Consider the following 15033-nt stretch of genomic DNA (forward strand, 5'->3'; position numbering starts at 1 on the left):
CATAAGATTCTTTCTAATGATGGTTTGGTCGCTTTTCATTATAGGTCTTATGGGACTTTTTTTCTACAACAAAATAGGCTCCATAATTCCTATGGTGGTTTTACCCACTACAGAAATTATAGAGCCTGTTTTTTTACAAGTGAAACTGTTTTAGAGTTTTCTTTATATTGTTAAGCAAATATCTAACACTCCCATATCTAAAAATAGATTTGGGAGTGTTTTAGAACAATGAGGCTGCTTTATAGTATACAGTTGTTAAAAAGGAGAAATATCTTGTTTAGGGCTTATATAAATTTTTTAAAAGGTTATGTAGATTTTGTAGGACGCTCAACACGTCCAGAGTATTGGTGGGTTTGGCTGATGAATCATATCTTGTTCCTACCCCTGTATATCCTTATCTTCAATGAAGATATAAACCAAGGTCCTGCTCGGAACTTTACTTTAGTTATATTGGTTGTCAGTATTTATGCCATTTTGGCTCTACTCCTTTTGTTGCCTACTTTAGCGTTAAAGATTCGCCGTTTGCGTGATGGAGGTTTCCACTGGGCCTTTATCTTCCTTCACTTTGTTCCAATGGTCGGACGTTTTGCTCTATTAGTTCTGCTAGCCATGCCAAGTAAGGAAGTAGAAATAGTAACAATCAATAGACCTAAAGAAGTTGAAAGCGAAGAAGTTTCCCCTTTTGAATAATTGGACGAGTACGGGGAATGTCATTCTCCTCATTAAGATCAGACAAAAAGCTCCCAAACCTAACTTTTAGGCTGGGAGTCTTTTGTTTAACGTTTTAATTGTAGATGCTGTAAAATGTCTGCCGGCTGGTGAGCAATCCAGTCAGGATGATAGGTCATGAGCTCCGTTTCATCGCCAAATCCCCAAGTAACCGCTAATTTTTTAATGCCAGTTTCTTGGGCGCCAATCATATCAAACTTGGTATCTCCGATAATAACAACTTTTTCTGGCTCCAAGTTATGAGTTGTCAAAGCTTGACGGATGACATCTGCCTTGTGTAGGGCTTGAGGGCTTGAACCATAAATGCCATCAAAGAAGTGGTCAATCCCAAAATTGCTAGTCATGTCAACTGCGGTTGGTGTATTCTTCGTAGTAGTGATATAGAGAGGATAATGCTCAGCTAGTTCTACGAGTAAATCTTTGATATGTGGAAAGAGTTGGGCTTCGTAAACACCCTTTTCCTTATAGTAGGAGCGATAAAGCTGGATAGCTTGCTCAATCTGCTCAGTTGGTAAGCAAGTGGCAAAGCTGGTTTCTAGCGGAGGACCCATAAAACCACGAATAGTCTTGGCATCCGGACTTGTCACTCCCAGTTGCTCAAAGGTATAGGTGAAACCATTGTGAATGCCGATAGAACTGTCCACGAGTGTTCCATCTAAATCGAAAAAAATAGCAGAAATTGATGACATATACTCTCCTAGTTATTTTGAAATTATTCGCCGAAGATTTCTTTTTGAAGGCGACGGCCTGTCGGTGTGGCAGCGAGGCCTCCCTCAGCAGTTTCACGGAAGGCAGTTGGTAGGCTAGAACCTACTTGATACATGGCGTCAATGACCTCATCAACTGGAATTTTGGATTCAATACCAGCTAGGGCCATATCGGCTGCGATAAAGGCAAAGCTTGCTCCCATAGCGTTACGCTTGACGCAAGGAACTTCAACCAAGCCTGCAACAGGGTCGCAAATGAGACCGAGCATATTTTTAATGACAAAAGCCAAGGCCTGACTAGCTTGATAGGGACTTCCTCCAGCAGCTAAGGTCAGAGCAGCGGCGCTCATGGCAGAAGCAGAGCCAACCTCTGCTTGGCAGCCTCCTTCAGCTCCTGAGATAGAAGCGTTGTTAGCAATGATGAGCCCGAAAGCGCCAGCAGCAAAGAGAAAGTCTAGTTGTTGCTCATGGGTTAAATCCAACTTTTCAATAGCAGCAGTGAGAACGGCTGGAAGGCAGCCTGCACTACCAGCAGTAGGTGTTGCACAGACCAGTCCCATCTTGGCATTGTGTTCATTAACGGCGATAGCATTACGGGCTGCAGACAAGACAGTGAAGTCTGATAGGGTCTTTCCTTTTTTGATGTAGTGGTCAAGCTTGGCAGCATCTCCACCTGTCAAACCGCTACGAGATTTTTTTTCACTAAGACCAAGCTCAACTGAAGCTTTCATGACTTCAAGGTTGCGCTCCATGAGAAGGAGAACTTCTTCACGTTCACGACCTGTTAGCTCAAACTCGGTCGTAATCATGAGCTCAGCAACATTGCCTTGAAAATCAAGTTCGGCTTGTTCGACTAATTCTTTGATAGAGTAAAACATATTTTCTCCTATTGAAAGAAATTGACATTATGCAAATGAGGAATTTTACGAATCTCTTCGATAGATTCGTCACAGTTGCGACTATCAACTTCGATAATCATAATGGCTTTCTCACCAGCTTTTTCTCGGGTTACATTCATTTGGGCGATGTTAATGTCAAAGCGAGAGAGGGCCTCTGTTACGTGAGCGATCATACCAGGAACATCCTGATGAACGATGATAATGGTAGGGGTGTTCATGTTGAGGGATACGGCAAAGCCATTGAGCTCTGTTACCTGGATATTTCCACCACCGATTGAAATTCCTGTCACACTGATGGTCTTGTGCTCATTCTTAACAGTGATTTTCGTAGTATTTGGGTGAGGAGCGTTACTGTCTTTCTGGATGGTCCAAACGATTTTGATTCCACGCTTATGGGCAATTTCTAAACTATTTGGAATTTCTGGATCATCTGTGTCCATTCCCAGGATTCCAGCGACAAGGGCGAGATCAGTTCCGTGCCCTCGATAGGTTTTTGCAAAAGAATTAAAAAGCTGGAACTCGACCTCGGTTGGAGTATCGTCAAAGATAGAAGAGACGATTTTACCGATACGAACAGCTCCTGCCGTGTGACTACTAGATGGGCCAATCATGACTGGGCCAATGATATCAAAGACAGATTGAAAACGAAGTGATTGCATCTGTTTCCCCTTAAAAAGATTCTTAACTCTATTATATCAAAGATTAGATACAAGCGCTCAATTCCATGATAAAATATCTAAAATCCCCATAAAGCCTATAAAATCAAGCCTTTTGTAACAAAAAGAGGCTATTTAAGTGAAATAAAACATAGTCTTGTAACATTTCTACATAAAACCGTCAAGAAACAGTAATAATAGTAGGGTATGATGGAAATATAAGAAAGAAGGAGAATCTTTTAATATGAAATCAACAACTAACAAAATTAAAACAGGACTTGTAGGAGTAGCAGCAGCGCTTGCTTTCCTTGCACCATCACTTACTTTTGCACAAGAAACAACAACTTACACAGTAAAATCAGGTGACACTCTATCAGGAATCGCTGAAAAATACAATACAACTGTTGAAAAATTGGCAGAAAAAAATAAGATTAAAGATATTCATTTGATCTATGTAGACCAAGTATTGGTTATTGATGGTGAAGCACCAGCAACTTCAACTACTTCAGCTGCGACAGCAGAAGCTCCAGTAGCAGCACTTGCAGCTACTGAAACAACAACTTATGAAGCACCAGCAGCAAGCGTAACTGTAGCAGAAGAAACTGTTGCTACAACAGAAACTTCATCATCAACTTCAACTGTAAGCGGATCTGAAGCAGAAGCTAAAGAATGGATCGCTCAAAAAGAATCAGGCGGTAGCTACACAGCTACAAACGGACGTTACATCGGACGTTACCAATTGACAGATTCATATTTGAACGGTGACTACTCAGCTGAAAACCAAGAACGTGTAGCAGATGCCTACGTTGCAGGACGTTACGGTTCATGGACTGCAGCTAAGAACTTCTGGCTTAACAACGGTTGGTACTAAGAACTGACGAACAAAATAAGATGCAAAAGTCGAGGGATTTCCTCGACTTTTTTATATTTCCTTTGCTTGATAACAGGTCTCTACTTCCTTTTTGAGGTGAGATAGCATTGAGGTTTCATCAGTTAACTCCATAAGGGAGAAGCCCTTTTGAATAAGATGATTATTACCAGTGCAAATACCTATTCGAACATAAGTGATTGCCAAAATATCGTATCTTTTCTTTTTCTTAGCGTCCTCTAGTAAGGTGTAGCAGATTTGTTGACAGGTATTTTTATCTTGATTGTACAAGTAGATGGTGGACAGATTGAGTAGGATTGCCACTCGTAATTCATATAAATGTTGATAGTTTTTATAGACTTCCAAGCGTTGCAATATTTTTCCAGTGATGAGATGGAGGTGTTCAATGGGAAAACTGAAAAGAATGGTATTGAGGATTTTCAGGTCACTCTCATACCATGTATCTTGTTTTTCAATTTTTTCCCAAAGTTTTGTGATAGTCTGTTTTACTTGGTCTGACAGTTGCTCTGTACCATGTTGACGGATATGAATGACAATTTCTAGCATATCCCTTATTTCTTCTATAGGCAGGTCGTAGTGGGTCTTGAGATAGTCTTGGCATGTTTCAAAAAAATTAACTAGACTACTACTGCCAATGATAGAAGTCATATTGAGATAAGTTTGCATGATTTCTGTTCGTTGGCTCGGTTGATAGAGATGGCAGATGTAGTCAAACTCTTCAAAACTCATATTGATTTGACGGAGAAGAAATTCCATATTTTCATATTTGGGAGTTGCCTTGCCGCTTTCAATCTTTGATAGGCTGGTTCTTGAGATGACATTTCCACAGACCTCTTCTTGGGTCAATCCTTTTGACTCGCGTATTTCTTTATAGACCTTTCCGAAATCATAACGCATAATGTTCTCCTTTTCGTGAAAAAAGTTAACAAACAATAAAATTTTGTTAAAAATATTGTATCATAGCAATGTAAAAAGTAAAAAAGAAAGTCGAAATAAAGTTGTGAAAAAGGTTGACATAGTTTAAAAATGGAACCAAAGATAAGAGGAAAAGGATGAGTAGTGTAGAGTCAATTCGTAAAGCGCATATCATCGTGTGGGGTGCCTATCTATTTTTATCATTAAGGGCGCCGTTAATTAGCAGTACTGAGTATTTCTTGCTTATTTTTTTAGCATTTCTCTATTCAATAGTATCACTACCTCTATATTCTGTGAAAAATAAAATAGTATCTATCTGTCTAGCCATAAATTCGGTTCTGTTAATGAGTTTCCCGATTTTAATCAATAAATATTTCCCAGGAAAGGTTTCTATTTATATCGTATTAATCAGTATTTTTATCCTGGAGTTCTTAATCTTTAATATAATTGGTAAAGATTTTGATACTAGATTAGCTAGTGAATATAGGAAAATCAGTCAGTTTAAAAGTAAGATGTCTCAATCTCCTTGGATAAAATATTTAGAGATTTCTAGTTTTATAGTAACTATATTTCCATTTATTCTTCATGGTACAGTTGATGATCATGTACTGACTCTTATCTTTTTGATAAAAATGTGTGTAGATACTACGATAAAGGTTCTATTAAACAGAATCTTTAAGACAAGTAAGGCAATGAAAAGGAGGATATTTTCTCTTTTTGTACTAGATTTGATGGTCTATGTATTTTTAGGTTATGTTTTAGTGATACCAAAAGACGAATATCTGTTTTCAATTCTACTAATTTTTTCTAATTTTTCACTTCCCTTTATCAGAGAAAAAGAGTATGAATTATTTAAAAATAAGAAGTGTGATAGATATGATTAAATCTTAGTTCTCTTTAAAATCAAATAGTGAAAGGATATCTTATCTAGGTAACAAAGTGCTTTAAACGCAGTCGACGATTACTGATTAGAGAACTATCCTAACCATGCAACGTTAAAGAGGAGACATCTCATGAAACTCATATCACCAAATAATGATGTTGCTATTGAGTAAGAAGAAATGAGGTGTCTTGATGGGAAATTATCTCTACATAAAGAAGTTCTTTATTACGGGGAAATGCTACAGTAAACGTAGTCACTGCTTATTTTATGGGGAATCAAATATGTTTAAACTAAGTGATAAAGTCAGAGTGGTCTCTGCCCTTTTAGGAGTAAGTTTCATATTGGTTAGTATGTATCTTATACCTTTCATTAAAACTGAGAATAAATTTTGGGAGATATTTTTATTTATTTTAGGTGTATTGCTAATTGGAATTGCGTTACTAAGTCATAAAAAAATTAAATTTTGGAAGTAGCGTTAGTGAAAAGGATAGGATAATAGTATTATAATGGTTATTTTAATTTCAGTGCTTGTAGCATTTCTGTATTATGTAAGTACAGAATATTTTAAGAATACTTCTTTTGATTGTATACTATTTTTATCATTGCTGATTTCTCATTTGATATGGGATTACTATTTTTTGCCCCTTGAAATTTTAGTGGCATTAAGTGGAGTAAATTTGCTGTCAAGATTTTTCAAAAAAAAGAGAAGTCAATAGATTTGCTAGAGGATTATAAAGACGAAAGATAAAATTGGGATATTTAAAATGAAACATTTTTTTGCAGGAATTGGTGAGATTCATTTTTTTTCATTTTTATTATATCTAAGCATGTCTACTAGTCCAATTATTGGACTAGTGATTGGATATACTAAAATAAATCTAATAAATTCTATCATTATAGCTCTTGGTATGATATTGGCATTAATTTTGGTATTATCAAGAGTGTATAGAAAATATTTTTATAGAGACGATGATGACTAAAGTTTTTATCAATAAAATCAGAGCTTGGTAGATTATCAGCCTCTTTCTTGTCTTCTCCAACCAAGCATGTTATAATGAATACTGCTCAAGCGACCTTCAATCGTGAAGCACACACGACCTTCAATCGTGAATAAACGAATAGATGGGAGACTTACCATGAGTGATAACTCTAAAATACGTGTTGTCGTGGGGATGAGTGGTGGTGTTGATTCGTCAGTGACGGCTCTTTTGCTCAAGGAGCAGGGCTACGATGTGATCGGTATCTTCATGAAGAACTGGGACGACACAGACGAAAACGGCGTCTGTACGGCGACCGAAGATTACAAGGATGTGGCTGCGGTGGCAGACCAGATTGGCATTCCTTACTACTCTGTCAATTTTGAAAAAGAGTACTGGGACCGCGTTTTTGAGTATTTCCTAGCGGAATACCGTGCAGGACGTACGCCAAATCCAGACGTTATGTGTAACAAGGAAATCAAGTTCAAGGCCTTTTTGGATTATGCCATGACCTTGGGTGCAGACTATGTAGCGACGGGGCATTATGCTCGAGTAGCGCGTGATGAGGATGGCACTGTTCACATGCTTCGTGGTGTGGACAATGGCAAGGACCAAACCTATTTTCTCAGCCAACTTTCGCAAGAACAACTTCAAAAAACCATGTTCCCATTGGGACATTTGGAAAAGCCTGAAGTTCGCAAACTCGCAGAAGAAGCAGGTCTGGCGACTGCTAAGAAGAAAGACTCGACAGGGATTTGCTTTATCGGGGAAAAGAACTTTAAAAACTTCCTCAGCAACTACCTGCCAGCTCAGCCTGGTCGCATGATGACTGTAGATGGTCGCGATATGGGTGAGCATGCAGGACTGATGTATTATACGATCGGTCAGCGTGGAGGACTTGGTATCGGTGGTCAACACGGTGGTGATAATGCCCCTTGGTTTGTTGTCGGAAAAGATTTGAGCCAAAATATCCTCTATGTGGGCCAAGGATTTTACCATGATTCACTTATGTCAACCAGTCTTGAGGCTAGTCAAGTCCATTTTACTCGTGACATGCCAGAGGAATTTACGCTCGAATGTACGGCTAAATTCCGCTACCGTCAGCCTGATTCTAAGGTGACAGTACATGTCAAAGGAGACAAGGCAGAGGTCATTTTCGCGGAACCGCAACGCGCAATCACACCAGGACAGGCAGTTGTCTTTTACGATGGTGAAGAATGTCTTGGTGGCGGTTTGATTGACAATGCCTACCGTGATGGCAAGGTTTGTCAGTACATTTAGATTGACAAATTTTCTCATTTTGCTACAATAATAAAAGCAATAGAAATGATGGTCAAAGCTCATGGATGTTGCAGGCTTTTTGTCCTGCACTTCTTTGGAGTTTTGACTGTTTTTGTGTCGTTTAAGGGAAAGGGTAAAAATGACTCAACAAGACTTTCGGACAAAGGTGGGGAACACAGTTTTTGGCGTTCGGGCGACAGCCTTGATTCTTCAAAATCGCAAGCTCCTAGTTACCAAAGACAAGGGCAAGTATTATACTATTGGCGGCGCGATTCAAGTCAATGAAAGCACGGAAGACGCGGTAGTCCGTGAAGTGAGGGAAGAACTGGGTGTCAAAGTTCAAGCTGGGCAGCTAGCTTTTGTGGTTGAAAATCGTTTTAAAGAAGACGGAGTTTCCTATCACAACATCGAGTTTCATTACCTGGTGAATTTACTTGAAGAAGCTCCATTGACCATGCAGGAAGATGAGAAACTGCAGCCTTGTGAGTGGATTGACTTAGACAAGCTTAAGGGTATCAATCTAGTTCCAGCCTTTTTAAAAACAGCCCTGCCAGATTGGGATGACCAATTAAGACACATTCATCTTGAGGAATAGGAGAGAAAAGGATGGTTAAGCTTATTGCCCATGTACTTGTTCATAGTGGTGGTGATTATTTACTCATTCAGCGTTCGGAAATTAAAAGAGGACAACCCAACGTTTATCCGACTTACTGGGATATTCCTGGTGGCGGGGTTGAAAAGGGTGAACTTCCGCGAGATGGAGCTCTTAGAGAATGTATTGAAGAAGCGGGAGTTAGGCTAGACAGCAGTTCGCTCAAACTTCTTCACGAAGATAGTCAACTGGATACCTCTAAGGATACTGTCTTTACTCGCTTAGTTTATAAAGCAGAGTGGGTTGGGGAGAAGCCAATTATCAGATTAGATCCTGAAGAGCATACGCATTTTAAATGGGTTACCATGGATCAAGCTCTAGAGGAGGAGAAGTTAGTTCCTTATTTGCGAGAAATTTTTGAAAGGTTAAGAAATGACTTATAATTTTACGGAAGAATACGATATTATTGTAATTGGTGCGGGACACGCTGGGGTTGAGGCTTCCTTGGCTGCCAGCCGTATGGGCTGTAAGGTCTTGCTTGCGACCATCAACATTGAAATGCTGGCTTTCATGCCTTGTAATCCCTCTATCGGTGGTTCTGCCAAAGGGATTGTCGTGCGTGAAGTCGATGCCCTAGGTGGCGAGATGGCCAAAACCATTGACAAGACTTACATCCAGATGAAGATGCTCAACACAGGGAAGGGGCCAGCTGTCCGTGCCCTTCGTGCGCAAGCTGACAAAGAGCTTTACTCTAAGGAAATGCGCAAGACAGTTGAAAATCAAGAGAATCTGACCCTTCGTCAAACCATGATTGATGAGATTTTGGTGGAAGATGGCAAGGTTGTCGGTGTGCGTACAGCTACCCATCAAGAATATGCTGCCAAGGCTGTTATTGTGACGACAGGGACAGCCCTTCGTGGGGAAATCATCATCGGAGACCTCAAGTATTCGTCAGGTCCTAACCATAGCCTAGCTTCGATTAACCTTGCTGATAACCTTAAGGAATTAGGACTCGAAATTGGTCGTTTCAAGACAGGGACACCTCCACGTGTCAAGGCTTCTTCTATCAATTACGACGTGACAGAGATTCAACCAGGAGACGAAGCGCCTAATCACTTCTCATATACTTCACGTGATGAGGACTATGTCAAGGACCAAGTGCCATGCTGGTTGACCTACACCAACGGTACCAGTCATGAGATTATCCAAAACAATCTCCACCGTGCGCCTATGTTTACAGGTGTGGTCAAGGGAGTGGGTCCTCGTTACTGTCCGTCAATTGAGGACAAGATTGTGCGCTTTGCGGACAAGGAACGCCATCAACTCTTCCTAGAGCCAGAAGGGCGCAATACAGAGGAAGTTTATGTCCAAGGACTTTCAACCAGTCTGCCTGAGGATGTCCAACGTGAGCTAGTTCATTCCATCAAAGGTTTGGAAAATGCTGAGATGATGCGAACAGGTTATGCCATTGAGTATGACATGGTCTTGCCTCATCAGTTGCGTGCAACTCTGGAAACCAAGAAAATCTCAGGACTTTTCACTGCTGGCCAGACAAATGGAACGTCAGGTTACGAAGAAGCTGCTGGGCAAGGGATTATCGCTGGTATCAATGCTGCTCTGAAAATCCAAGGCAAGCCTGAGTTGATTTTGAAGCGCAGTGACGGTTATATCGGGGTGATGATTGATGACTTGGTGACCAAGGGAACTATTGAACCCTACCGTCTCTTGACCAGTCGTGCTGAATACCGTCTCATCCTCCGTCATGACAACGCTGATATGCGTTTGACAGAGATGGGACGTGAGATTGGTCTTGTGGATGATGAACGTTGGGCACGCTTTGAGATCAAGAAAAATCAATTTGACAATGAGATGAAGCGTCTAGACAGCATCAAACTCAAGCCGGTCAAGGAAACTAACGCCAAGGTCGAAGCGATGGGATTCAAACCATTGACTGATGCAGTCACTGCCAAGGAGTTCCTCCGCCGTCCAGAAGTCTCTTACCAAGATGTGGTGGCCTTTATCGGACCTGCTGCTGAAGAGTTGGATGACAAAATTATCGAATTGATTGAAACGGAAATCAAGTACGAAGGATACATCTCAAAAGCCATGGATCAGGTTGCCAAGATGAAACGTATGGAAGAAAAACGTATTCCAGCCAACATCGACTGGGATGATATTGACTCTATCGCGACTGAAGCTCGTCAGAAGTTCAAACTCATCAATCCAGAAACCATCGGCCAAGCTAGCCGTATTTCAGGTGTAAACCCAGCAGATATTTCCATTCTTATGGTGTATCTAGAAGGTAAAAACAGAAGTATTTCTAAAAACTTAGAAAAAAAGGCTGACTAAAGACAAAGTGCTGAATTCTGTTTTAGGAATTCAGTTTTTTTAGATTTTTCTTCTTTTTTCGAATAAAGAGAAAAGGAGTAATGATTATGCTGACGGTAGAAGAAAAAAATTTTTTAGACCACTATAAAAATGCTTCCTATCATCGTTTTTATGAGATTGAGCGCTTCACTAGTCTCTGTCAAAAGTTAGACAAATGGCCACCACAGGCTGACAAGCTTTAGACTTTTTGATATACTAGAACAAATTAAAACATAGGAGAGTATGAATGAACGTATATGGCAGATTAGAAGAGGAACCAACTCCATCTTGGACGGGAATTCAGGATGATTTAGTTGGAAGAGAGGAGCGCTTCGAGGATGAACCAAGTTCATTTGCTCCCTTACCATTATTTAAGATCCTAATCTGGAGCACTCTAGTTGTACTTGTATCTGTAGTTCTTCCTTTCTTGCTAGGACTAACTAGCCCAGAGCAGGCACAAGATTTTTATATGGGATGGGCTATGCATCAGGGGGGAGATATCTACACAGACTATTTTGGAACGAGTGGCCTTCTCTATTACTTTTTACAGTATCTAAGCAAGGGTAGTATTTTGTTTGCAGCCTTTACTTGGCTTGCTCTAGTGGGTGCTGGGATTTTTCTTTTCCGTTCAACTTATACCTTGACGGAGGAGAACAAGCAGTCGCAACAAGTGTTGACCATCTTTTATCTTCTTGCTGGAGGACTTAGCTTTGGCGGTGGCTATGCCACCATTTTGGCCCTTCCGTTCCTATTTTACGCTCTTAGTTTAGTAACAAGGTATTTGGTAGAGTATAATCATGACAAAGGTTTTGTGCGTATTGGGATTAGCCTGGCTCTAGCATTTTTCTTTGCCCCTCTAGTTACAGCTCTATATGCTCTGGTCTTGTTCTTTGCTTTGTTAGCCTTTAATATCGGGCGTGGTCGCTTGATTCATGGACTCTATCAATTCTTTGCAGCTGGTCTTGGGTTCTCACTTTTCTTTTATCCAATTGGTTACTATACGGCTTATAATGGGAGTTTCGGGAATGCTATTAGTCAAATTCTCTATCCAGTAGATAGTTTGAAGTTTATGTCCAATCCAGCCTTGCTGGACAACCTCCTTTTTTATGGATTATTAACAATTGGTCTTGGAGGATTAAGATTCGTATTTACAGGGCTTTTCCAGTCTAAACCAAGCAAGCAATATGTCTTATCTATTTTTGCTTCAGTAGCAATCCTATTGTTACTAGGATTGGAAATTTTCTCTACAGAACCGATTCACGGTAGTCGTCTAGCTACTTTTCTTCCGTTCTTGTCCATTCTTCTATTGACTCACATTCGAACTGGGGAATTAGAAGGAGCCAATCGCCGTAGAAGACATCGAGAAGTACCCTCAATATGGGCAATATTTCTTCAGGGTAATGTCTATTTGCCAGTGTTAGCTTTGGCCTACCTATTTTTGGCTCCTCTGGTAGCCCGTTATGTTCTTCACTCAGAACAATATCAAGAACGAACTCGTATAGAAACTACGGTTAAAGGACAAACACAGGCAACAGATCGTATTTATATATGGGATGATCTTACTAATGGTTATAAGACTAGTGAACGTTTAGCAGCTAGTCAGTTGCTATCACCAAAATTATATACTGGCCTTGATGCAAATCGTAGCAAACTTGTTAATGATTTACGTGATAATCAGCCTAAAGTGATTGTGGTCAATACCAAAACAGCTCTCTGGACGGAAGTAGAACAGCTTCTGGCAGAAAGTTATCAACCAGTTCAAAGTGAATTCAAAGACTTTAAACTTTACAAATTAAAATAAAACAATCAATATCTAGTGTAAATTTTATGAAAATATGAATTTTAATACTAGATATTGATTTTTATTTTTATAGTGATATAATACTTTAAGAAAGAATATTTAAGAAAAGAGCCTGGATATGATTGTATTGGAAGAGAAAACAAACCCAGATCCAACCTTATTTGTTGAAAAGCGCGACGGTAGACGCGTTATTTTTGATGTAGATAAGATTGACAAAGCCTTGCATAAGGCTGCGGAAAAAGTCATGGATGTAACCCCCTTGGTCGAAAAGCGTCTTAATACTCTAGTTGAACGTATTGTAGAAGAGATTCATAGTCGCTTTCCTCAAGGTGTAAAAATCTATGAAATCCAAAATATCGTAGAACATGAGTTATTGGAAGCTAAAGAATATGCCTTGGCAGAGGAATATATCACTTACCGAACTCAAAGGGATTTTGAGCGCTCAAAAGCAACAGATATCAACTTCAGTATCCATAAACTTCTCAACAAAGACCAGGCAGTTGTCAATGAGAATGCTAATAAAGATAGTGATGTTTTTAATACCCAGCGTGATTTGACGGCGGGGATTGTTGGGAAATCAATCGGTCTTCAAATGCTTCCTAAGCATGTGGCTAATGCCCACCAAAAAGGGGATATCCACTATCACGATTTGGACTATAGCCCTTACACTCCGATGACCAACTGCTGTCTGATTGATTTCAAGGGCATGTTGGAAAATGGTTTTAAGATTGGGAATGCTGAGGTAGAGAGTCCTAAGTCTATTCAGACTGCGACTGCTCAGATATCGCAAATCATCGCCAACGTTGCATCAAGTCAGTATGGAGGCTGTTCAGCAGACCGTATTGATGAAGTCTTGGCTCCTTATGCAGAAAAAAATTACCAAAAACACCTCAAAGATGCAGAGGAATGGGTACTGCCTGACAAGCGCGAAGAATATGCCTGGAAGAAAACCCAAAAAGACATCTATGATGCCATGCAATCTCTAGAGTACGAGATTAATACCCTCTTTACATCAAATGGACAAACACCCTTTACTTCCCTTGGTTTCGGTCTAGGAACCAATCGTTTTGAACGAGAAATTCAAAAGGCAATCCTGAACATTAGAATCAAGGGGTTAGGTTCAGAACACCGCACAGCTATCTTCCCTAAACTCATCTTCACTCTTAAAAGAGGACTTAACTTGGAGGAAGGCTCACCTAACTACGATATCAAGCAGTTGGCCCTTGAGTGTGCAACTAAGCGCATGTATCCAGATGTTTTGTCTTACGATAAAATTATCGAGTTGACAGGTTCTTTCAAGGTTCCGATGGGATGTCGTTCATTCCTTCAAGGATGGAAGGATGAAAATGGAGTTGAAGTCAATTCTGGTCGTATGAACCTAGGTGTGGTAACAGTCAATCTTCCTCGTATCGCCCTCGAGTCTGAAGGCGACCTAAACAAGTTCTGGGAAATTTTCAATGAGCGTATGAATATTGCTGAAGATGCTCTAGTTTATCGTGTGGAAAGAACCAAGGAAGCCACTCCAGCTAATGCACCAATTCTTTATCAATACGGAGCTTTTGGCCGTCGTCTTGGGAAAGAAGAAAGTGTTGATCAACTCTTTAAGAATCGCCGTGCTACTGTTTCGCTTGGCTACATTGGACTTTATGAGGTGGCAACAGTATTCTTTGGCAACAATTGGGAAACCAATCCAGAAGCTAAAGAATTCACCCTTGATATCATTCGAGACATGAAACATCGAGTAGAAGAGTGGTCAGACCAATATGGCTATCACTTCTCTATTTATTCAACACCATCTGAAAGTTTAACAGACCGTTTCTGCCGTTTGGATACAGAGAAATTTGGTTCTATTCCAGACATCACAGATAAAGAGTACTACACAAATTCCTTCCATTATGATGTCCGTAAAAATCCAACTCCTTTTGAAAAATTGGATTTCGAGAAGGTTTATCCAGAAGCGGGAGCATCAGGTGGCTTTATCCACTACTGTGAGTATCCTGTTCTTCAACAAAATCCAAAGGCCTTGGAAGCTGTTTGGGACTATGCTTATGATCGAGTAGGTTATCTAGGAACTAATACTCCGATTGATCGTTGCTACAAGTGTGATTTCGAAGGAGACTTTGATCCAACTGAGAGAGGATTTGCGTGTCCTAACTGCGGCAATAGTGATCCAAAAACAGTAGACGTTGTTAAACGGACCTGTGGCTATCTTGGAAACCCACAAGCGCGTCCGATGGTTAATGGACGCCACAAGGAAATTGCTGCGCGTGTCAAACATATGAACGGTTCAACTATTAAAACAGCAGGACATGAAGTAAGAAATTAGAAAGAGATAGA

17 protein-coding genes are annotated in these 15033 nt (G+C 40.2%); 13 read left to right on the top strand and 4 right to left on the bottom strand.

What is annotated here, in order from left to right:
* Positions 1 to 273 precede the first annotated feature (273 nt).
* Positions 274 to 690, top strand: a complete 417-nt coding sequence (locus tag QM877_RS08290) for a DUF805 domain-containing protein (protein WP_414318130.1) — start codon at positions 274 to 276, stop codon at positions 688 to 690.
* 86 nt (positions 691 to 776) lie between these two features.
* On the opposite strand, the gene QM877_RS08295 is transcribed toward QM877_RS08290, so the two are convergent.
* Genes QM877_RS08295 through sdaAB form a run of 3 tightly spaced genes read right to left on the bottom strand, consistent with a single transcriptional unit; the run spans position 777 to position 2994 of the window.
* Complete coding sequence (locus QM877_RS08295; protein ID WP_414318131.1) at positions 777 to 1418, bottom strand: HAD hydrolase-like protein; 642 nt, start codon at positions 1416 to 1418, stop codon at positions 777 to 779.
* Between the two features lie 23 nt (positions 1419 to 1441).
* A complete protein-coding gene (gene sdaAA / locus QM877_RS08300) occupies positions 1442 to 2314 on the bottom strand; it encodes an L-serine ammonia-lyase, iron-sulfur-dependent, subunit alpha (protein WP_414318132.1) in 873 nt (290 codons plus the stop codon).
* 8 nt (positions 2315 to 2322) lie between these two features.
* Positions 2323 to 2994, bottom strand: a complete 672-nt coding sequence (gene sdaAB, locus QM877_RS08305) for an L-serine ammonia-lyase, iron-sulfur-dependent subunit beta (protein WP_001191178.1) — start codon at positions 2992 to 2994, stop codon at positions 2323 to 2325.
* Between the two features lie 241 nt (positions 2995 to 3235).
* Between sdaAB and QM877_RS08310 the strand changes: the two genes are divergently transcribed.
* Entirely contained in the window at positions 3236 to 3862 is a 627-nt protein-coding gene (locus QM877_RS08310) for a LysM peptidoglycan-binding domain-containing protein (protein WP_414318133.1), read from the top strand.
* A gap of 51 nt (positions 3863 to 3913) precedes the next feature.
* Here the strand turns inward: QM877_RS08310 and QM877_RS08315 are convergent, their stop codons facing one another.
* The gene (locus QM877_RS08315) at positions 3914 to 4777 is read right to left on the bottom strand and encodes a helix-turn-helix domain-containing protein (RefSeq protein WP_414318134.1); all 864 of its coding nucleotides are present in this window, start codon (positions 4775 to 4777) and stop codon (positions 3914 to 3916) included.
* A 155-nt stretch (positions 4778 to 4932) separates the two neighbouring features.
* Between QM877_RS08315 and QM877_RS08320 the strand changes: the two genes are divergently transcribed.
* The 11 genes from QM877_RS08320 to nrdD all read left to right on the top strand — a co-directional run bounded on the left by QM877_RS08320 (position 4933) and on the right by nrdD (position 15022).
* Positions 4933 to 5679, top strand: a complete 747-nt coding sequence (locus tag QM877_RS08320) for a hypothetical protein (RefSeq protein WP_414318135.1) — start codon at positions 4933 to 4935, stop codon at positions 5677 to 5679.
* 280 nt (positions 5680 to 5959) lie between these two features.
* Positions 5960 to 6151: a hypothetical protein gene (locus tag QM877_RS08325; RefSeq protein WP_020899980.1), complete on the top strand. Its 192-nt coding sequence runs from the start codon at positions 5960 to 5962 to the stop codon at positions 6149 to 6151.
* Positions 6152 to 6181: 30 nt separating this feature from the next.
* Positions 6182 to 6394 (top strand): hypothetical protein, encoded by a 213-nt coding sequence (locus QM877_RS08330; protein WP_414318156.1) that lies wholly within the window; start codon positions 6182 to 6184, stop codon positions 6392 to 6394.
* Between the two features lie 48 nt (positions 6395 to 6442).
* Positions 6443 to 6658: a hypothetical protein gene (locus QM877_RS08335; RefSeq protein WP_414318136.1), complete on the top strand. Its 216-nt coding sequence runs from the start codon at positions 6443 to 6445 to the stop codon at positions 6656 to 6658.
* Positions 6659 to 6814: 156 nt separating this feature from the next.
* Complete coding sequence (gene mnmA / locus QM877_RS08340) at positions 6815 to 7936, top strand: tRNA 2-thiouridine(34) synthase MnmA (protein WP_414318137.1); 1122 nt, start codon at positions 6815 to 6817, stop codon at positions 7934 to 7936.
* Between the two features lie 139 nt (positions 7937 to 8075).
* Positions 8076 to 8531 (top strand): NUDIX hydrolase, encoded by a 456-nt coding sequence (locus tag QM877_RS08345; RefSeq protein WP_414318138.1) that lies wholly within the window; start codon positions 8076 to 8078, stop codon positions 8529 to 8531.
* Between the two features lie 11 nt (positions 8532 to 8542).
* Entirely contained in the window at positions 8543 to 8971 is a 429-nt protein-coding gene (locus QM877_RS08350; protein WP_414318139.1) for an NUDIX hydrolase, read from the top strand.
* Complete coding sequence (gene mnmG, locus QM877_RS08355) at positions 8961 to 10877, top strand: tRNA uridine-5-carboxymethylaminomethyl(34) synthesis enzyme MnmG (RefSeq protein WP_315640160.1); 1917 nt, start codon at positions 8961 to 8963, stop codon at positions 10875 to 10877. Before QM877_RS08350 ends, mnmG begins: the two co-directional genes overlap by 11 nt.
* An 86-nt stretch (positions 10878 to 10963) precedes the next feature.
* Positions 10964 to 11098: a hypothetical protein gene (locus QM877_RS08360; protein ID WP_265586415.1), complete on the top strand. Its 135-nt coding sequence runs from the start codon at positions 10964 to 10966 to the stop codon at positions 11096 to 11098.
* 44 nt (positions 11099 to 11142) lie between these two features.
* Positions 11143 to 12696: a damage-inducible protein CinA gene (locus QM877_RS08365; protein ID WP_414318140.1), complete on the top strand. Its 1554-nt coding sequence runs from the start codon at positions 11143 to 11145 to the stop codon at positions 12694 to 12696.
* Between the two features lie 118 nt (positions 12697 to 12814).
* Entirely contained in the window at positions 12815 to 15022 is a 2208-nt protein-coding gene (gene nrdD, locus QM877_RS08370; protein ID WP_414318141.1) for an anaerobic ribonucleoside-triphosphate reductase, read from the top strand.
* Positions 15023 to 15033 lie beyond the last annotated feature (11 nt).

The organism is Streptococcus infantis, from assembly GCF_047463655.1.
Classification (GTDB): domain Bacteria; phylum Bacillota; class Bacilli; order Lactobacillales; family Streptococcaceae; genus Streptococcus; species Streptococcus infantis_Z.